Annotated in this window: 19 protein-coding genes and 1 pseudogene; 16 read left to right on the top strand and 4 right to left on the bottom strand. The window is 36.4% G+C overall.

From position 1 onward, the window contains the following. The first annotated feature begins 388 nt into the window (after positions 1-388). A complete protein-coding gene (locus MKX51_RS22345; RefSeq protein WP_340993935.1) occupies positions 389-2320 on the top strand; it encodes a hypothetical protein in 1932 nt (643 codons plus the stop codon). A 720-nt stretch (positions 2321-3040) separates the two neighbouring features. On the opposite strand, the gene MKX51_RS22340 is transcribed toward MKX51_RS22345, so the two are convergent. Beyond that, entirely contained in the window at positions 3041-3994 is a 954-nt protein-coding gene (locus MKX51_RS22340) for an IS3 family transposase (protein WP_445322057.1), read from the bottom strand. After that, positions 3916-4218, bottom strand: a complete 303-nt coding sequence (locus tag MKX51_RS33265) for a transposase (RefSeq protein WP_445321984.1) — start codon at positions 4216-4218, stop codon at positions 3916-3918. The genes MKX51_RS22340 and MKX51_RS33265 overlap by 79 nt, the downstream gene beginning before the upstream one ends. Positions 4219-4527: 309 nt before the next feature. On the opposite strand from MKX51_RS33265, the gene MKX51_RS22335 reads away from it, so the two are divergent. Then, on the top strand, positions 4528-4875 hold the full coding sequence (locus MKX51_RS22335) for a hypothetical protein (RefSeq protein ID WP_340993934.1): 348 nt from the start codon (positions 4528-4530) through the stop codon (positions 4873-4875). Positions 4876-4960: 85 nt separating this feature from the next. Here the strand turns inward: MKX51_RS22335 and MKX51_RS22330 are convergent, their stop codons facing one another. Beyond that, entirely contained in the window at positions 4961-6190 is a 1230-nt protein-coding gene (locus MKX51_RS22330) for a stalk domain-containing protein (protein ID WP_340993933.1), read from the bottom strand. A 190-nt stretch (positions 6191-6380) separates the two neighbouring features. On the opposite strand from MKX51_RS22330, the gene MKX51_RS22325 reads away from it, so the two are divergent. Further along, entirely contained in the window at positions 6381-6728 is a 348-nt protein-coding gene (locus tag MKX51_RS22325; protein WP_340993932.1) for a helix-turn-helix domain-containing protein, read from the top strand. Here MKX51_RS22325 and radC read toward each other — a convergent pair. Further along, entirely contained in the window at positions 6725-7336 is a 612-nt protein-coding gene (radC, locus tag MKX51_RS22320) for a RadC family protein (protein WP_340993931.1), read from the bottom strand. The two genes, MKX51_RS22325 and radC, sit on opposite strands and share 4 nt — an antisense overlap. Positions 7337-7721: 385 nt before the next feature. Between radC and MKX51_RS22315 the strand changes: the two genes are divergently transcribed. From MKX51_RS22315 to MKX51_RS22265, 13 genes and pseudogenes are all read left to right on the top strand, one after another. After that, a complete protein-coding gene (locus MKX51_RS22315; RefSeq protein WP_340993930.1) occupies positions 7722-8876 on the top strand; it encodes a hypothetical protein in 1155 nt (384 codons plus the stop codon). Positions 8877-8888: 12 nt separating this feature from the next. Further along, complete coding sequence (locus MKX51_RS22310) at positions 8889-10625, top strand: ATP-binding protein (RefSeq protein WP_340993929.1); 1737 nt, start codon at positions 8889-8891, stop codon at positions 10623-10625. A gap of 42 nt (positions 10626-10667) precedes the next feature. Beyond that, on the top strand, positions 10668-11183 hold the full coding sequence (locus MKX51_RS22305; protein ID WP_340993928.1) for a hypothetical protein: 516 nt from the start codon (positions 10668-10670) through the stop codon (positions 11181-11183). Between the two features lie 53 nt (positions 11184-11236). Further along, positions 11237-12415, top strand: coding sequence for a hypothetical protein (locus tag MKX51_RS22300; RefSeq protein ID WP_340993927.1), 1179 nt, complete (start codon positions 11237-11239; stop codon positions 12413-12415). A gap of 60 nt (positions 12416-12475) precedes the next feature. Further along, positions 12476-13492, top strand: coding sequence for a hypothetical protein (locus tag MKX51_RS22295; protein ID WP_340993926.1), 1017 nt, complete (start codon positions 12476-12478; stop codon positions 13490-13492). 323 nt (positions 13493-13815) lie between these two features. Further along, positions 13816-14748: a hypothetical protein gene (locus MKX51_RS22290; RefSeq protein WP_340993925.1), complete on the top strand. Its 933-nt coding sequence runs from the start codon at positions 13816-13818 to the stop codon at positions 14746-14748. A 105-nt stretch (positions 14749-14853) separates the two neighbouring features. Further along, complete coding sequence (locus MKX51_RS22285) at positions 14854-16392, top strand: hypothetical protein (RefSeq protein WP_340993924.1); 1539 nt, start codon at positions 14854-14856, stop codon at positions 16390-16392. 722 nt (positions 16393-17114) lie between these two features. After that, positions 17115-17387, top strand: coding sequence for a hypothetical protein (locus tag MKX51_RS22280; RefSeq protein WP_340993923.1), 273 nt, complete (start codon positions 17115-17117; stop codon positions 17385-17387). A gap of 63 nt (positions 17388-17450) precedes the next feature. After that, the gene (locus MKX51_RS22275) at positions 17451-18056 is read left to right on the top strand and encodes a tyrosine-type recombinase/integrase (RefSeq protein ID WP_340993922.1); all 606 of its coding nucleotides are present in this window, start codon (positions 17451-17453) and stop codon (positions 18054-18056) included. Between the two features lie 40 nt (positions 18057-18096). Beyond that, positions 18097-18273, top strand: a pseudogene (locus tag MKX51_RS33260) (tyrosine-type recombinase/integrase); the annotation flags it as partial. Then, positions 18270-18551: a tyrosine-type recombinase/integrase gene (locus MKX51_RS33255; RefSeq protein ID WP_445322028.1), complete on the top strand. Its 282-nt coding sequence runs from the start codon at positions 18270-18272 to the stop codon at positions 18549-18551. The pseudogene MKX51_RS33260 and the gene MKX51_RS33255, both read left to right, overlap by 4 nt. A gap of 899 nt (positions 18552-19450) precedes the next feature. Then, on the top strand, positions 19451-19876 hold the full coding sequence (locus MKX51_RS22270; protein ID WP_340993921.1) for a hypothetical protein: 426 nt from the start codon (positions 19451-19453) through the stop codon (positions 19874-19876). Then, a complete protein-coding gene (locus tag MKX51_RS22265) occupies positions 19863-20264 on the top strand; it encodes a hypothetical protein (protein WP_340993920.1) in 402 nt (133 codons plus the stop codon). The genes MKX51_RS22270 and MKX51_RS22265 overlap by 14 nt, the downstream gene beginning before the upstream one ends. The last annotated feature ends 272 nt before the right edge of the window (positions 20265-20536 follow it).

The following is a 20536-nucleotide window of genomic DNA, read 5'->3' as shown; positions in this document are numbered from 1 at the left end:
AATGCAATCAACTCCTGTTCGTGGTAATAATATATATTTGTCAGTTTCGACACTACGGTTCTGAAACCGTTATCCCGTACCTTATGTTATTTGTTCATGCCTTTCGTTGTTGTTCTGCACCTTTCTCGGTTATTGTCTGTATGTCATGGACTTCAAAAACATATCAAGTTATAGTGAAAATATGTTTATCCAAAATCCCAATTATGCAGAGGTAAATCTTATTCGATTATTTCAATGTATGAGGGAAAATTATTTCTTACTAAGACAATTTTTAAAACACAAAATAAAGGTGGAATTAGAGTTATTGAATGAAAAAGTGTGATAGTGTGATGGATATTGAAGAAAATTCATCACACTATCACTTTTTAAATGAAAAGGGGTTTTGTGTATGAAGAGAGAACTGGACGATCTTTCTGTAAAGGAATTAATAGAGGAATTTAAAAGCAAATATTCTGATAATGAATTTGATTTAAATGAAAACGGGGAATTTTGCATTATCCAAAGTAAGAAGCTGAAGGCGATAGCAAACTTTAGTCTTATTCCAAAGGGGACGGTCAAAAATGTAGATGGGAAAATAGGCTCGTATCTTTTTACGGGACTGATATTTGATGGTCAAAAAACTACAATTTTGCCTGAAATAGAAGTACTGAATAAGGACATAGCAACTAAGAGCTGGTTGAGCAATCAGATCCCATTAGGTATGTTTAATATGAGCGGAACCAAGGGATATCAGTTATTTAAGAAATTCATCTTAAGATCTCAAAGTAAAGAATTGATTGATGTATTTGATGTTGAAAGATCAGGTTGGCATTACATAGGTGAGAAATGGGTTTATGTACATAGTGGAGGAACAATTGGTGAAACGGATAAGAATATACGGTTAAAAGAAACGGAATCAAATTTAAAGATTGATGAGGAAATTACATCAAAAGAAGCGTTTTTAGGAAGCTTGGACATGCTGAATATTTGTGAACCGAAGCTAACGCACGCTCTTTTTTCACTAGTATTGGTTTCAGTAATAACATCACCGTTAATCCAAAACGATATAGCTCCTAAATTCAGTATGTGGATTGAAGGGAAATCGGGGATGGGCAAGACGAGTTTATCTAAGATGTTTACTCAAATCTTTGAGAGTCTCAAGCTTGTTCATGTATATGATCATAAGAAAGACTTAACCAAAAATATTATGAATAGAGACTGTGTTTCGATCTACGATGATTACGGGACTTCAAAAACAAAAAGGATTGCTGATTTAACAAATGAAAAAATAGAAAAACTAATTAGAGATATAGGTGATAGGGAAACGAGTTCAAATTTTACAGTTCGTCCTGAAGGTATGGTGCTTTTTACTGGCGAAAAATTCATTACCATGGGCAATGCTGATATAGCATCAACTGCAGGAAGAGTTGTACGTGTTCAAATGGACAATTTATTCGATAAGAAGCAAACTTCAACATATGATCCATTGAAGGTAGAAAGATTTAACCGCTTTAAAGAAGGTAGCTTTTTGCCAACAAGTGTGGTTAGTTATTTGAAGTGGATGAGTGAGAAGTTGAATTCTCATTTCATTGAAAGTTACCGTAGAGATTTTGAATACTACCGAAATTACTACTCAATAGAGCCGAATGTGCATAGCAGACAAAAAGATAGTTTTGCTCATCTGACGGTTTCATTTAATTTTTACTTGGCATATGGTTTAGAGAAGGGCTATATAACGCCTGAAGAAAATGCTATTTATGGTGAGAAGGCGAAAAACATATTTTGTGAATTGTTAAAACAGCAAGCTGTTTCAACATTAAACCAGGACGTTCAAACATTTCTAGATGCCCTTAAAGCCTTAATTATTCAGAAGGAAATCACTGTTACCGTGAATGATATCCCTTATATGGAACAAGGCGAATTATTAGGGATCGTTGATAGAAATAAAAAAACGTTAAGTTTGGTATGGCAGTCTGTGTATGATAAGGTTGTTGATTATATTCTGTTCCAAACCGAAAGATCAGACTTTATAGGTATTATAAAGCTTGGCAAGCTGTTGAGGGAAGCAAATTTAATATACAGATCGAATGATAAAGTGACAAAACCAGTAACAGGACTGAGTGGGCGTGCCATTCAATTTAATACTGAAAAATTTCCTGATCTGATTGAGGAAATTGTAGAAATCAATAAAGAAAGTACTCTTAATACCTTGCTTGAAGAATATGCATTGGATCATGAGAGGAACAATCGTGTTGAGGAAGAGAAAAGAGAACACAAGATAAATAAACGAGAACTGAAAAGGTTAAAAAATAGTCTTTATGAAAATAGCAAAGATTCATGAACAGAGAGTAGTCGCGTTCTTATACGTATATATTATCTTTTATTATTTATCTGATTATCAATAGTTGTTACAACCGCTATTTTCTGATTGTAAATATAGTTGTATTAATTTTAAAAATGCGCGTAACAAGAACCTAAATTCAATGAATGGAGGTTTTTTGTTATGCATCATACTGTTCATATGTTCTGTAAATTGGATTATCATTTTTATTCAGCGTTATTTAAAGTTCTGCAAGAATTATCAAGAATCAACCACACAAAGTTTTACCAAGAGAAGGACGGTACTTATCATTGCCACTTACTTCGGGAAGAGGCAGGAATAAAATTAATTCTAAGAAGCCTGGAATATGAGGAAGGTATTAGTTATAAGGCACTGGAGATTATTATGAATCCCATGAGGCTGTTTGATGTAAACGACTACCTACAATTGGCTACAATGGAGCATTCGAAATCCATTTATACTGCCTTCAAGAAGGCTTTTACTCCAATAAAAAAGAAATTTGAAAGTAAGAGGCGTAACCGACAGTTTAAATTCAAATTACATCTGTTAGATACTTATTGTTTCAAAAGAGTGGATTTTGCATTCAATTTTTATACAGAACATATCAAACTGTATATAAAGTTGATTAAACGGGCCAATATCCCGAATGGTTTTCAATTGTTTTTAAAATATAGACCATCAAGTTGGTCATACCCCTGTCAAGTAGACAGATGAAAAAAGCTAAGCAGCCAGCGCGTGTCGATACTCAATCGGCGCGCGCTGTTTCAGTTTCGCCTGAAAACGTTGGTAATTGTAAAAGTAGATATACTCCTCAACGGCTTGATGAATCTCTGCTTCTGACTTACACTGGTGAAGGTACAACTTTTCTGTCTTCAGATGCGAAAAGAAGGATTCGATGCAGGCGTTATCCAGGCAGGTTGCTTTGCGAGAGTGGCTGCCCTTGACGCTGAATGCCTCTAATCGTGTGTTGTACGCCTGAGACGTGTACTGAAAGCCTTGGTCCGAATGGAGCACGGCCTCAGACACGTCTCTTTTCCGTGTCCACTGTTCAACCGTATCCAAGACGAGGTTTACGTCGTTTCGCTCCGAGATCTGCCAAGCTACAATTTCATTGTTGAAGAGGTCCTGAATCGCAGACAGATAATAAAAACGGGTGCCGTCTGAGATATACGTAATGTCCGTTACTAGCTTCTGCTGAGGTGCTGTCGCATGAAACTTACGCTTTAATCGGTTCGGGTAGACCACGGAAGGAGTAGAGCCCGCACGACGCCTTTTCTTGCGAATGACAGACTGGATCGATAGCTCTTTCATGAGCCGCCATACCTTCTTGTGGTTGACGAGGTAGCCTGCCTCCCGCAGGGCTGCCTGCATTCGAGGGTACCCGAAATAGGGATGAACCAGGTGAATCGCCACCATATGCTCTTTCATGGCGTGCTCTTGCTCATGGGCATCCATTCGTCGAACCTCTGCACCTCGCCACTTGTAGTAATTTGCCCGCGATACCTCTGCAATGGCTAATAGGCGGGTGATGCCATGTTGGTCACGTAGTTCTTCAATTACGGCGTATTTGTCATGCAGTCCAAGCTTCCCTCCCTTTACAGATTTGGATACCGCTTTTTTAAGTAGTCCACCTGTGCCTTTAAGTAATCTCGTTCTTCTTCTATACTGGCAAATGTAGAACGTGGACGTCCTTTTAAAGGGCTTGTTGCCCCTTTTGGTGTATGGAGTGGCTCCCCATTCCGATATTTCTTTACCCATACTTTAAGCTGGGTACAGTTCACAATCCCCAACCTGTCGGAGACGACCTTATAGCTCTCCCCTCCTGTAAAATAGGCTTGAATAGCCTCTTTCTTGAATGCCTCCGTGTACGATTGAAACACTTGTCCCTTTTTGGCCATACCAAAATCCCCTCCCAGTTCACTCATTTCCTCATGTTAACACATGAGGTTTTTTCGAGTGTCTACTTAAAGGGGATAATACCAAGTAAACGCCATGAACCGACTGAACATAGTTTTTATATTTTCAGAACAAGCAAATCGAATACAAAGTCATTGCCGCATGTTACTTTGAATATCCAATGTTATGATAAAGGCGAGCAGTTAAAGGAAAATGATTTGCCTTGTGAGGATGATAGAGCTAATTATACAATTCGTTTTGAGGTGCAGTGTTATTATAATAAAGTCTATAGAATTATGAAGAAAAACCAATTGAGCAAACAAGGTTTTTCTCAATTTCTGAGGGAAGATATATCGGAAAATGAGCTTCTTAAATACTATAAAAAAACTATCGGCTTTGGAGATTACTATACTTTGTCAAAAGCTAAAGCGATCATTGAAAATAAAAAAATGCAATTAAGACTGAAGGAAGCTTTGATAAGAACCCTTGAATTAGTAAGTTACAAAAGAGGGATTTGGAAGGCGAAGGAAGCTTTTGAAGACAGGAAAGAATTCGATAAATGTATAAAAAAATTGCATGAGCTTGGAATTAACCCTGTAACGATTCCTATGACGGAAGGGATAGACTTTTTGCCATGCTTGTTTAGTGTTGAAAAATAAAAAAAGTGCCACTACTTTTACTTCTAAGTAGTACTGGCACTTGATTGATATTATTTACTATTAGCAATGAGTCATAAATTGAGATTTAATGACCGGAACTTTCTATGGTAACTGTTCTAGCCTCTAACCATTGATTTGTTTTGTATTTAATTCCCGTTACTAAGCCCCAAAATTCTTCATCCCCGTTTGGAATCAGTATACTTTTAGAGTTCCAATACACTAAGATTTTAGAGCCGTTAATATCTTTTACTGATCCACTAAACATGCCTTCTGCAGAGACTACATCTCCGAGATTAATCCTAATTCCTTTTTTATCTAATGGATCAGTAGTAATGTATGTAACCTCTGCCTGAACAGTCTTTTCTGTAGTTTTCTGCTCCTCTTTGTATTTAAAATAACTAGTGTATGAACTAGGGATAGTGTCAAAGTCGCCGTAATAAATTCCAGCTGTTAGATTTGCATTGTCCCATCCAATTTTGAGTCCTAAATTTTCACTTACAAAACGTAGAGGAACCATTGTTCTTGAGTCAATGATTTTTGGACCAACATCAAGAGTTTTTTCTACACCATTTACAAGTGCCTTTGTTTTACCAATCCATATATCAACCTTGTTATTGAGAAGTGTAATAGAAGCTTTTTGTTCTTTTGCGTTCCACGCAGTTGACCCACCGAATTCCGATATTATCGCAGCAATAGGCAGCAAAGTCCTTCCATCTTGCATTACAGGACGACTTCCTCCTTGGGGGTCAAGCTTTTTTATATCCTCATTGACATACATCCATGGATCATCCACTTTAATGAGGATAACTTTATTATTTTCTTTAATATCCTCTACATGATCTTTCGTACGTATGATAATTCGGTCTGTATAAAGGCTAACAGTAGCACCTTCACCGAGGATATCTTCAAATATAAATGCGGGCATAAATACCTTGTTGTCATCAAGAAAAAGCTGCTTCCGACTAATATCAATACTACCCTTAACGATTTTGCATTCCTTATCATATACAGTAACTTTGCTGGATAGTTTAAACTCATAGCATGATTCTCTAAAAATGATTTGGGATGTATCGTATGCTCCAACACGGCCTAGATAAGTTTCTTTAGTGTTTGAATCAATCGCACTAAGTATCTCTGCAACCGGGAAATAATAAGTGCCATAATCATTTTCGGGGTTAGTTATTTTCCCTATGGTTTTTCCGTTGTACTCATAAGTGAATTCTGAATTTCGGTGAGCGCTCACATTAGGAGAAGTTAAGACAATGATCAGAATTAAAGATACGGATGTCATAAAAAATTTCATGAATTTGTTCATATTGAAATCCCTCTTTCCTTAAAATTCTATTTTCATTAAAAAACGCAAGTTTAATAGCAAACCTCCCTTCCTAAACATCTGTATTTTTGAATCATTCCCCATAAATAAAGCTTACAGTATATTTTTTGAAACTACTAGTGTATTAATTAACTTTTCCTTTTTATCTAGTGTTAAGAAGGAGGCGTTAATAATGGACTATGCTTTATTAGGTGCTCGTTTGCGCCAAGAGCGACAACGACTAAATATGACTCAAGAGAAACTTGCGGAAATGGTAGACATTTCTCATGCTTACATAGGACAGATAGAACGCGCTGAAAGATCGGTAACTCTTGATACCCTCGTTAGACTTGCTAATCAACTAGGAGTAACAATTGACGATCTTCTTCATGAATCAATTGAAATTAGTGATGAGTTTTATGCGAATAAGATAAATAAACTCTTAAATAATCGCTCGAGCAAAGAGCAGAAAATGGCATTAGAGATGTTAGAGTTAATGTTTCTGCATCTTGACGATATTTCTTTTGGCAAAACAGTTTAGATTAATCCCTGTTCTTTAAGACTTACAAAACTATTTCCGGCAATAATAATATGATCGAGTACTTCTATACCAATAATTTCGCCTGCTTTCACTAGCCGTTTTGTTAATTCAACGTCTTCAAAAGATGGAGTCGAGTCTCCACTCGGATGGTTATGAGAGCAAATGAGAGAGGCACTACAGCGTTTGATTGCGGCTCTGAATACTTCTCTAGGATGTACAATGGCAGCGTTTAAAGAGCCTATTGATACGTTCTCTTTAGAAATTACGCAGTTTTTAGTATTTAGGAATAGACAGGTGAAATACTCCTTTGTAGAATATCTGAAATCAGGCTCAAGCAACTCAAATGCATCTTTAGGACTACGTATTTTAACTTGTTCTTGAGATGAGGGAATCGTGAGTAGTTTGGCCAGCTTCAACATTGCAGTAAGTTGCCGAGCTTTTCCCATCCCGATACCTTTTATTTTTATTAGTTGTTGTTCAGATACATCCATTAATTCTGTCGTTGTGGGAAATTCCGCAAAGATTTGCTGTATAGGATAGCTGTCAGGTCGTTCTCTTAAGGATTCAGATATCAGTTTCTTTAGTTCTTCACTGTAGTTGTGATTCATAACAACGCCTCCTGATAATATTTGGGGGAAACAAAGAGCCGGACACGATTAAATGTGTCCGGCTCTTTCATTGGTTTAGCCTCTCGCGAGGACTACCTATCAAGCATAGGTATCTGGGATATAATATAGAATCGAAGTTACTTAATGTACGCATGTTTTGTTCATAGATTCAAAATATAAAATAATCATCATTAAAAAAAGGGAAATGGAGGAAATTGTCGAATTTTAATTCTAATAGCAACTAGCACTTATACCGCATTAGATTGAAGTCTAAGAACTCCATTATACCAATACATAGAATTTGTAAAAATCTTGAATTTTATGAGGTTAAGATACTAGAAGCATTTGTTGTCTCATGAAATTGTGCTTGGAAGGAGTGGATATAGTGCAAAAGGGTACTGCCGATATACTAGAGGATGATTCCGATGGAGGATATTACGCTATAAAAGGATTCCTTTACCAATTTGATTCGACTTTAATGACAATATTGAGTAATCCGAAAAGTAATATTAATTTTGAACAAGTTCAGGACATTTCTTACGAAGATTATGTGATACAAGTTAAACATAAGGAAACTCAAACCTACTCTGAGAGCAAGGTAAGAAAACCGATAATTCAATTAATGAATTTATTTCAAAAGGATGACCAGAAAAAATATTCTTTATATTGTTATTTTAAGGATATGCCTTTACAAGACAAGGTGCTGAAACTTAGTGAACTGGAAAAAATTTTAGGGGCGGAGAAGTCCAAATACAATCGTCCCTTTAAAATTAACTTTTTAAAAAACTTTATCATCAAATTTACTAATGACTATAGCACACAGTTTCAAGAAACTATAGACTTAATAAATCAAACTTTTGGTTGTAAAAACCTAGAAACAGCCATTTATTATCATTCGATTTTTCGTTCGAAACTTTTAGAGATGGCAATACAAAATAGAAGTGAGAGAAAATTAAATGTTGGATCGCTTCATTCTTTTTTGAAAGATGTTAAGTATGTTATATTCCATGCAGCATATGCCGATTTCCTTACCAAAGAAAAGTATGAATTGACTGTAAAAAAGAGTTTTTTTACAATGAAAAAATTAAATATTGATAATTACGAAAGACTGTTTATTATACCTGTTGATGATAGATGTGATGAATTTGTCTTACTGACAATAGTAGGTAGAATATTTCAAAAATTTTTTCGTCCTGATAAATCCCCCCCACCTTTTGTTGTTTTTAAAGATATCTGTAATGATAAATTGAACTTAATAAAGCAGACACTGATTGATAGAAAAATAATGTTCAATGATGGAACGTATTTTAATGGTGATAAATTCAGAATTGAAAAATTAACCGCAATCGAAAAGAACACAATGGTCAAGATAGTGGAATATAAATCTCTGGAAGAAATCATGTCAGCTATTTCTTTTCAAGAGGTCTATCATTTTTATTTAGATAGAGCCGCATTATTAAATGTTGAAAAATTATTGAAGTCCAGACATTATCAAATACAAATTGATGAAGTTGAGCAGATAGCTAGAATGATTACTTAGGAGGGCTACAATATGGAGAATTTTGAAACGGAAAAAAAATTAGCAAGGGTAGTTTCGGTACTTCCTAATAAAATTAAAATTGAAGTTAGTGATATTGAAAGGTTTAAGCTAGAAAGTGATAAGTTCTCAGTTGGTACTTATCTAAGAGTATCGGATAGCGAGGACTGTGCATTAATTTGTATAATTGAGAATTTTTCAATTCAAAAAAATGAGAATGAAAAGAATGAATATCTTTTGGAAGCAATGCCGATCGGATTTCTAGATTCGGATGGTGTTTTTACAAGAGGAGGAAATAACATAGCAATACCTCCGACTGATGTTGAACCTGCTAAGATGACGGAAATTCAAGGGATTTATGAGAATATTGAAACTGAAAAGAGATTCTGTTTTTCTTCATTGTCTCAAGATGTCAGTATTAAAGTGCCTGTGAATGGTAATAAGTTCTTTAATAAGCATATTGCGGTTGTTGGTTCAACTGGATCAGGGAAGTCACACACTGTAGCAAAAATATTGCAAAATGCTATTCTTGAGAAAGATGGTAGTGAATTCCAAGGGTTGAATAACTCGCATATTGTCCTGTTTGATATTCATTCAGAGTATTTATCTGCATTTCCAAAAGCTAATTACATCGATATTGAAAATTTAGTTCTTCCTTATTGGCTCATGAATAGTGAAGAACTTCAAGAATTATTTATTGACACGGAGGCTAACGATCATAATCAGCGGAATGTATTTAAAGAGGCTGTGGTCCTTAACAAAAGAAAATACAATCCTGACGTAAATCCAAAACACATTACATACGATGCTCCTTATAAGTTCAGCATTAATGAAGTTTTAACCTATATTCAAAACAAAAACAATAATCGGAAAAATAAATCTAACAAAATCGTTTGGAAAGGACCTGAGGAAAAAGAACTTGAGATAAATCAAGACAATATCAGCCTAATGTTTGAAAGCTTATTAGAACCTGCTTCTAGCGCCAGTTCAAATGGACCTAATCATGGTGATTTTTTGAACTTTATCTCAAGAATGGAGAATAAGCTTAATGATGAAAGGTTAGCTTTTCTATTAAAAGACAAAGCTGAGACAATTGGATTTAGAGAGGCAATCACTCAATTTTTGGGATATGATGTTAAAAAAGATTCGAGTATACAAAATCATAATATAACTATCATTGATTTAAGCGGAGTCCCTTTTGAAGTCTTGAGTATAACTGTATCATTAATCTCTCGATTGTTATTTGAATATGGTTATCATTTCAAGAAAAGTTTCAGTGAAGATTTCGACAAAACACCATTATTACTTGTATATGAAGAAGCACATAAGTATGTTCCGAAAATCCAATCTGCAAAGTACAATTCTTGCCGGGTTTCAATTGAACGTATAGCAAAAGAAGGTAGGAAGTATGGTGTTTCCGCAATGATAGTTAGTCAGAGACCGTCCGAGATATCAGAGACAATTTTTTCTCAATGTAATAATTTTATTGCTATGCGACTAACCAATCCTGACGATCAGAATTACGTTAAACGTTTGTTGCCCGATAACTTAGGGCCGCTTACAGATTCGCTTTCAACCCTAAAAGAAGGGGAGGCGATATTAATTGGAGATTCGATTGTAATGCCTTCACTTGTTATTATAGATAAGTGTGAGATGACTCCTTCATCTAATGACATAAATTATTTGCAGGAATGGAAAAAACCTTGGGCTACCGTGCATTTTGAATCATTAGAAAAAAGTTGGATAAAGTGAGGAAATGCAAAAGTGGATGGGACAATTAGGAGGCTAATTGCTTTGTTTGAGAAAGCTAATACAAGCTTTCTCTTAGAACAAGATAAATTAATCCTCAGTGGTGTAGCCGAACGAACTTTATGCGGATCGTTGATGGTTTATCTTCAAAAGGAGCTAAAAGGAACTACTTATTCAGAATACTATGTAGATGTTGAGTACAACAGAAACAATGGAAAAGTAAAGACTATAATAAATGAGAATATTGAAGTTATTCCTATAAATTGTGACATCATAATCCATAGTAGAGGCGAGAATATATATCAAGATAATTTAATAGCATTAGAGATGAAAAAATCATCCAATAGGAAATCCGCAAAAATTAAGGATAAGAACAGATTAATTGCCCTAACTAAAGATAGATTCGATGATGTCTGGTCATTTGATGGTACATGTCATCCTGAACATGTTTGTAGATACGGATTAGGCATATATTATGAAATTAATGCGGCAAAGAGGGAAGTATACACTGAATATTACTTAAGGGGAAAGTTAACACATACAGAAATGCTTACTTTTTGATCTGGTTCTAGATCACTTAATTTCATTTAACTTTACTAGAGGTGGTAGAGAATTTGATAGATACAGAGTATATGTTAAAGCGATTGAGTGGAGGAGAACTACAGCGGCTTGCATTTGAGCTGTTACCAAGAATGAATCATGAGTGGGATGGGCTTATTCATAGTGGAGCAGTTGAGGGTACCCACAAAACTAGAAAAGGTACGCCTGATATGTGGAAGGAGTCTGACGAAGGTAAACTTATCTATGTACAAGTGACCACTGATTCTAAATTCGGAAAAGTTTATGATGATATTGTTAAAAGTATTGAGCAGCTTTTGGAGTTACAAAGAGCTGAAGGTGCATTGTGTATAGCATTTGTAAATACTGAACCTCAGTCAAATGAAATACTTAGATGTCAAGAGTTATGCCAGCAAAATGGTTGCCGATTTGAAGTTTTTCATAATAGTAAAATTTCAAAAGCGCTGGATCAGTTGTTTAACAATGATTTACGAGAAAGGTTTTTAAATATAGCACCTGATACAAAAAATGAGAAAGTGGTTTTACTTACTCCAGTTCAGAAGAGTGAGACAACTTCAGAGCCTCAAATTTTTATTATTATAGGAATGATTCTTAGCGTCATTACAATGGTGATCTATTTAAAATATCAATCTCTTATCTTTTGGACAGGAATTTTCTTTTTTGGTGTAATGGCTTTACTATCTGTGCATCGAATTTACATCCTAAAAAAGAAAAATATATTTAAAAAAATAGATTCTAAATACAAAAGGGCACTTTGGACTCCTGTGGTTTGTTGGTTTGGGGCTGTAGGTGCTATAAGCGTCACAAATTTTCCTATTTATAAATCTGAAAAAATTGGATTAGTTAAAGAGCAAATAATCCAGAATGGAATGAATGGCATTGTGTCACGTATCATGCAGTTGTCCTTTCAAAGTACAATGGATTTTGTATTCCTTTTGGGACAAGCACTATCATTATTGTTCCTTTCCTTTTTATCTTTGCTCTTGCTTACTTTTGAAGTATTTCATATAACACATCTAATTATGAACAAAAGCAAACCCTCAAAAAGTGTTGTCTTTAAATTTCTTGGTTGGATCAATAAACGAACATCATTCTCACAGTCCCTGCTTTTCTTAAACGTCTATTTAGTTGTAGTGAGTATTTTATTCGGGAGTGGTCTTTTTGCAATTATCATTCAGGCATTTCAAAATTCTAATTCCTCAGCTTTTAATTAGCTGATTTGCTTACATTAAAAGTGAAACTGAGTTGAAACTGCTTAAAGAAAGAGTGATATTATGACTTTTAAAGAAACTATTGAACTTTTTATGAACCAAGTATCAGATAGCTCATATGAAATATACAAAAATAAAATAATGGTTTTTTATAAGTTCTTAGTTTCTGATAAAGGAATAAATGATAAGTCTTATAAATCATATCTTGAAGCAATGAAAACAGAAGAAGTTATTGAAAGTCTAAACTATTATATAATCGCCAACAAAATTAATAGTGAAAGCGTTGCTTGGCACTATATATCAGTTATAAAAAGATATTTTCTATTCATTTATGATGCTGAAAAATTGATAATTCAGAATGCAAATTTAATTAAATCATTTAGTTTATCCAATGACAGCAAGGACTCATTTACATACAAAATAAAAAAAGAAATTTTTGAAAGTGGTGATCTTGAGAAAAAAGATTCAAAAACAGAACTTACACAAGAAGAGGTTGAAGTATTAATATCTGAATGTGACCAGCAAATCAAAGAATTGCTAGAGGGAGACTCGATATTAAAATACCCTTCACAATATAATGATTTCGTTTCATGCATAATAATAAAACTTCTGTTATTTACCGGAGCGAAATACCAAGTAATTATAAATCTTAGGTTATCAGATTTAAATTTGAAACAGCAAATATTAAGAATTAATGGATATTACATTCGACTGCCGATTAATCTCTTCACACAACTTCAAGAATATGTGGCAATAAAAAAACAGATGCAAAGCGATTGTGATAATAAAGACAATTTTTTATTTACTCGCTTCGATGGAGAAAAACTTAAAGGGACTTCTTTTATCTCAGATACGTTGGTTCAATTTACAGGAAGAGGAGATACAACAGGAATAATCAAGTTTGCTATAATTGAGATGATAAAAAGAGGAATAAACCAAAGCTTAATTCAAGATTTCACAGGAAATGGAAGTAAAATATATGATTATTGTCAATCGAAAGTTAATGAAAGTAAGAATCTATCTGTAAACCGATACTTAGATTCTAAGCTTCGAAGTTTAGAGATATATGATTTATTGTGATTTTCTCGATGTGATTCTTTAAACTTCTCACGATTGTCCGTATCTTTGAATCTTTTTATAGCACTCCTGGTGATAGTTTATAAAACTGATGTAAAGCAAAACGTTTGATCCAATTTTTAAGTTTTAGGTTTTCGGTTATTGGTAGTATTTGGTGCCAAATGCTCATTCTTTAGGTCCGCTATCATACATAATGGCAGTAATGCAACCTTCTAACCTTCATTTTGTTAACTTTTATGGAATTGATAATTTTTAGCTATTACTATTAATAGAAATGTAGTGATATATGTCTTAGAGTATTAGAAGCTCAATATAGAGGTGAATCTATGAGAGTAACTTTTGAGGAAAAAACGTATGAAAATTACTTTAATTTGGAACTAGGACAACGGTCTGATATCTATTTTCCACTAGGACAGGTACAAGAAGGAGATTTAGGATTTGATGCATCTGCTTACTCAATTGATACAAAAATGTGGTCAATAATGGGGTGCTCCTCCTCTGATTATTCGGGAAGCAGATTAAGAAATATCGCCGAGATAATGGAAAAGTATTTAAATAAAAAAATAAATGACTTGCCGAAAATGAAAGCCAACATTTTATTTCAATATAAAAGGCCTGAATATTTTACAAATTCAAGAGCAAGCGAATGGCATTATTGGAATACTCCTTATTACCGTTATAATATTTATAAAGAGCAACAAGAATTGCTCATGGAAATACATAATAATCTAGGCTCAAAAGTTCTAGCAATATATGCTTCACCTGCATTGCACAAAGTTGATGAACTTGTTGATAGATATATAAAAAAACAAATAATAAAATATTCTAATTTCAAAAGAGTAGTCGATTTAAATAACCATCATAGAAATACCTATACTAAATCTGGAAATTATTCTATTGCATGTAGCGAACCAGAATATATTGAAAATCACGATATAAATCAGTTGATTGATGAGCTTGATGATGATAATCTCGAGGATCAAGAGAATAGAGATTTTGTCATCAAATTTAGAAAAGGAATAGAAATAATAACTTTAGAAAATAAGATATACTCTGAAGCATTTAGTTTACTTAATGAAAAATACAGACATCTTAAAGAATATGAATTACTCTATAGTTTCTTCGTTATGAGAAATTTCAGGCAATTAACTGGTTCACAATGGCTTGTGAAAATGGAATTCGGCAAGAGATGGAATGAATATGAAGAACACAATTATTATTTGTACTGGCTTTTAAACCGTCAAGAAGAGGCATTATAAAAGTTCTTTATAGAGGATAAAATAACTTCCACACAATACTAACTTAGCTATCATTTTTCTGAAAATATTTATAATCATTTTGGGTCATCAGAAGAGAGGTCTCATATGCTTAGTGAAGAACATAAGAAGTTTGAAAATGATATAGAGCTTTATATGAAAAACAAAAATTTATTTAAAAACAATTTATCTTATTTAATACAAGGTATTTTGTTGAAATTTGAAGAGAGATTTGATATTGCTTCACGAAAAATAACAGCTGAGACTGATATACATCATGAGTTGGACATACTGGATACTTCTTTAAAACTGGCATTTAAGCAATGTAATGATTCCTGTAGAAAAGACACTCACTTACTAACCAAATTAGATAAATACTTTGAAGATGTACAAACTTACAATCATATTAGAAATTATTTTATCCTGTACTGTAATGGGAAGGCTGATTTCATAATAAATAAAGACTTTGTTCAATTCAATTATAATCAAACTTTTTATGCCTTAGAGGCTTTAAATCTATATAATAAACTCAATCGAAATCAAAATTATAACAAAAAACTTTTTGAAAGTTTGAACTTTAGAAAAGGTGATGATGGCCCACCTAAGGAGGTATATAGATTTCTGCGCTATTCTTACTTGAAAAAAGTTCGAGAATTTGATAATACGCTGGAATTTAATAATTACAGTTTAGATGAATTCTATGATGTATATCTAAGTGTGTATACGTATGTATTACTTAATAGACAATTAGACATATATAAGAACGATTACAACCCTATGTATCTTGATTGCGAAAACTTATTCGGGAAAATAAATCAATTAACTAATATGTCTTTAGAAAAAATCAAATATATTATAGATGATCTAACATTTAAGACTGGGCAAAGACTTGATGTAATTTGTACTCCATTGATTGAAATATTGGACGTGAATAAAAAAAAGAGCTATATTACTTCACATGGGTTGTTTTTGTATAGTAATATTGAGCGAAATACACTTGTTTTATTAGATGAGATATATAAGATTAGTGATAAAAGTTTTAAAGAGAAATCACTAATTAATGAAATTGTTGAAATGCTCAAATCATATGAAAATATTAATTGCAAATTCAATATAAAAATTCCAAAAGAAACTTCAAATGAAAACTTAACGGATATCGATATGGTTTTATACGACAAAAAAAGTAATTCAATTATAGTTTCAGAATTGAAAAATTTGTCACGAGCAGACACAACTGTTGAACATTTAAATGTACAAGGACGAAAAAATAATGAAGGTATAAATAAAGGTTTTTCTCAAATTACGAAGATTAGAGAATATTTTTATAGTAATACTAGTGATTTTTTCAGGAGATGTTTTGGACTGAAAAATGCACCGAATAACTTAACTATCTGCTTTACAGTAATTTCGAAAAATAATTTAGGTTCACATTTGTATGAAGATATTAAAATATTTGATACGATCAATTTCGAAAATCTACTAAAAAGGCACAAAGGAAACTTAGCTAATCTAATACAGGAAGTTAACTCTGATATATTACTTCCTAAATTGAATAATGACTATTGGAGTGAAGAACAAGAAGTGGATTTTGCAGGATATAAAATTACATATCCCATTTTTAAGTTAAAACACAAGCAGTTTGTATAATACAGTTGCCTAACTTACCAAGAGTAACGCTTCACAACGATCAGGGAAGTGTCTACACTTTTCAATCATAACGGAAAGCAGTAAGAGGAAAAGGTATTATCATGAGTATATTCCGTAAGAGAACATCCGCTAATAATATCGCTATCAAATCTGATTATATTACCAAAAATAATAAATGGATTATCTCTACAAGATAAGCGTGGAGCAGACAGTTCGAGACTACATAACTCAATTCGTATTCAATCGAAGTGATTTATGGGAGGCAGTAACTAATACCTTTCTCAGTTCATTTTTTTACATCCATATCACTCGATGCACCACAAGAAACGATGAGGTGCATTTAGAAGGAGTAGAAGCACAAGCCATTCGAAACAGCATTTGCTAACATTTTTGCTAACATGGCTGCATATCCCAATCCCTGAACGTAAAAGTGTATTGAACAAAAAATAGCCTTCAACCCGCATGGTTAAAGGATTTATGTGCGATCTTTCCTTAGTGTAGATGTGGAGCTAAAGGGGCTACTTCAAGACTTAAAATCCTGCGAAGGGTGACCTTCGTACGGGTTCGACCCCCGTCCTCGGCACTACGCATTAAATCACGGTTGCATCAATGTTAAATGAGCGTCAGGTACACGCTAATCCTGTGTACTTGCGCGAACGCGTTTAGCTGACGCACAGGACTCGAACGCCTTCCGTTCATTACGAATGGGAGGCGTTTTTGTTTTGGCGAGAATTAAGACGGTTAGAGCGGATCATTCGTGGGAATCGGCGTTAGGGCGCTTCCTCGAATACAAGCGCGCGGAGGGGCTGGCGGAGCTGACTCAGAACGACTATACGCAGCACGTAGGCCGGTTTATGCGGCGTTATCCTGGCGCGTGGTTTACGTCGGACAGGTTAGCGGAGGCGGTGTTCGAATACTTAGCGGAGGACATCGCGCCGTCAACGTATAACAACCGTTTGGTTTATCTACGGACATTCTTCGGCTGGTGCGTTTAGCGCGGAATTATCGGCGCGAATCCGATCGAGAATATTAAGAAACGGAAGGCCGAGCCGCGCGTTGTGAACATCGACGAGAAGATACTCCGCGAGCTTTTGAAGCTACCGGATCAAGACAAGTACACAGGACTGCGTGATTATTGTCTCATCCTCATAACGCTAGATTGCGGCATCAGACCGTCGGAAGCGTTGCATTTACTGCCCGTTGATTTCAAGGAAAAAGCAGCGGAAATTTGCATACCGGCGAAGATTGCGAAGGCACGCAAAAGCCGCACGCTTCCGATATCCGACATGACCGTTCGGGCAATCCGGAAGTTACTACTCGCGCGGCCTGACGATTGGGGGCCGGACACGCCGATATTCTGCACGTATGAAGGCCGGCATATGAACCGCCATACGTGGGGCGACCGCCTGGAACTGTATAGCGATCAGCTCGGCGTTCACATTCGTCCGTACGATCTGCGTCATGCGTTCAGTCTCGAATATATACGTAGCGGTGCGAACGCTTTTACGCTGCAGAAGACGCTGGGCCATGGCGGTATGGAAATGACGCGGCGGTACGTCGCGCTAGCTAACGAGGACTTGAAGGTGGAACATGCGAAGTCGAGTCCGCTTAAGAAGCTGACGGCAACAACGAAAAGGAATACGAATATAAAGAAGCGTAAATAGAGAGCGCCAGCCTTAGCGGAATCAATCCGTTAGGGCTGGCGAATTGCTATCGCTTAAAGTTTCGAGTATAGATTTCACGCGCGGAATGGTCCATTTTGCTGCGGAAGATGTGAAGACGCGAAAAGGGCGATCCGTCCCCCTATCGGATTACACACTACGACTCCTGACGATACTAATTCACGAGAATAGGAAGTTTGAATCTGAATACATATTTTGACGACGCAGGGGAAGAGATTGCGTGATGACCGCCTGAGAGAGAGCTTCAAGAAATACGCAAGGGAGGCGGGCATAGATGCTAACGTGTTCCTGCACCAATTACGCCACACGGCCGCGACAATGTTCATGGATAACGGAGGCTCACTCCGCCATCTCGCCGCAATGCTAGGTCACAAAGATATGCGGTCGACAATGCGGTATACAACGCCAACTGAGCACGCCCTTAAGGAGCAGCACGCAGAGCATTCGGTAATTCACGATGTATTAAAGCCGAGATAGTAGCGTAAATAAAGCCGGAACGCCCAGGCTAGGGCCGACCGGCTTTTTCTTCGTCTATAGGTTCGTACACTGGCGCTTACACACGACCGGCCAGCCGTTTGATGACGTGGATGACACGTTCATAGCGGAGTACTTGCGGGTGGGTGCGCCGATCTCCATGTGCCGGCGGGAGCAGGCGGCTTACCGGTTGTATCTGCGCACAAATGGATTATACAGGGAGGCTGCATAGGTTACGCCAAATCTTCGCAGATATTAAGGGAGGCTGCGTAAGTGAAGACAGTTAGACATATCATCGAACATTATACGAAGGGAGGGCGGAAATGAAATCGTAAGGATGCGAGAGAATTCGCGAGACATAACGAGTTCGGACATTCTGGACCGCATTTGTGCGTGTTAATCTACAACGATGTACGCACTTTGGCGAAGTCTAACGAAGGATTTTTACATTAAATTGGTATTTTTAGTTGCGAAACAACGATTATCAATGCTCTACGGTGTTTTGCTCGAAATCTATGAAATCGCCGAATTTGGCGTTTTACGGAAATAGGGCGTTAACTTATAATCGGAGGTGTTGACGAAGATTGATGAAGAATATAGATAATAATTCCTTATATGAATGCGGATGGATATAAAACGTTGCCCGGAAGGCCGAAATTCAAAAATGAAAAATTGCGGAAAAAAGAGTATAGGGGAGATATAGGGAGTTTGATTATATACCATATTATGGTTAAATGTCGGATAATAGCTACAGGAAGCAAGTTTAAACGAACAACTTGTCGTTAAAAACGTACAAATTATTGTATTTTGCGGAGTGAAGACGGGTCTGCCCGCATGGTGTTTTTGGCGAATTTGAATTTGCGCAGTATTAGAATCAAATATATAATCGGAGGTGTTGAAGATTGACAACGGAAACACAACGTGATTTACACGCAGACTTAGCATTATGCACAGCGGTTCCGGAAGTGTATTACGATGAAGGAGGCGGCTACACAGCGTCAAGTCTATCGGACGCAGCGACGCAGTTCTTCGAAGAGGCACCGGTCGCCTGGCCTCACGCGATCGAACGAGCGATTAAAGCAGAAAAGGACCGCGATTACTGGAAGTTCGACGCCGAGTCCAAGTCGATACGCGTGGAGTCAGCCACTATTGAGGCGTTGACCTACGCGAAGGAAAACGAAATCCTCCGATCTGCTATGATGCACGTATTCCAGGCGGCCAGTGTTACGGAACGGCAACGTTCGCAGATTATCCGTTCGCAATGCGCCTTGTCCGCGATCTGCAGCCGATCCTTTTTCCGGAGGTGGTGGAATAATGGCGGAGAGTAAAGCGCCAGCTAAACCGCGTATTACCGCCGAGCAGCGCAAGGACTGGCGCAATCTACCTCTCGCCGATTGGAATACACTAACCGTTATGACTCAGATTATCGACCTTAACCGTGAACGCTACGGAGCTAATCCGTACATTCCGACTGCCGGCGGATATCGCTACGAGCAGGGCGTAATCAAACGTGCGCTAACGTTATACGGTGAGGGCCCCTTGCGCGAAACGATCGAACGCGCTTTTGCAGAACATCGTGTAACAGCGCAGTATCCGCAATTAACGGCGGGATTTTTGATAACGTACATGTTGCCGCGTATCATGGCGCAGGTGTTGGCGGAAGGGAAGCGGAAGGAACGAGCTGAGTCGGCGGAGGAGATTGCGGAGTACCTCTAAATGTGACGAATTTGTGAAGCGTTGACTTTTTTAAGGATAAAATTATAAGCTGTAAAACGTAAGGAGGTAGGCAATATCACACGTCGCGCATTCTAAAAACTGCATACTACCCGTGCAGTGTTCGCTCGTCAAGCGGACGCAGTGAAGGTGCTCGCATTGAAATCGTGTACCTGCCGAATTGGGGCATCGTGCAAGAAACGGATTTACGCGAAGAGGCTGCGCAGGTTGCGAGCGGGTTTTGATTTATCTCTCCATAACAAATTTATATTGAA

The sequence above is a fragment of the Paenibacillus sp. FSL M7-0420 genome (genome assembly GCF_038002345.1).
Classification (GTDB): domain Bacteria; phylum Bacillota; class Bacilli; order Paenibacillales; family Paenibacillaceae; genus Paenibacillus_AQ.
Note: the sequence above shows the minus strand (reverse complement) of the source record. Positions and strands in the feature narration are given on the sequence as shown.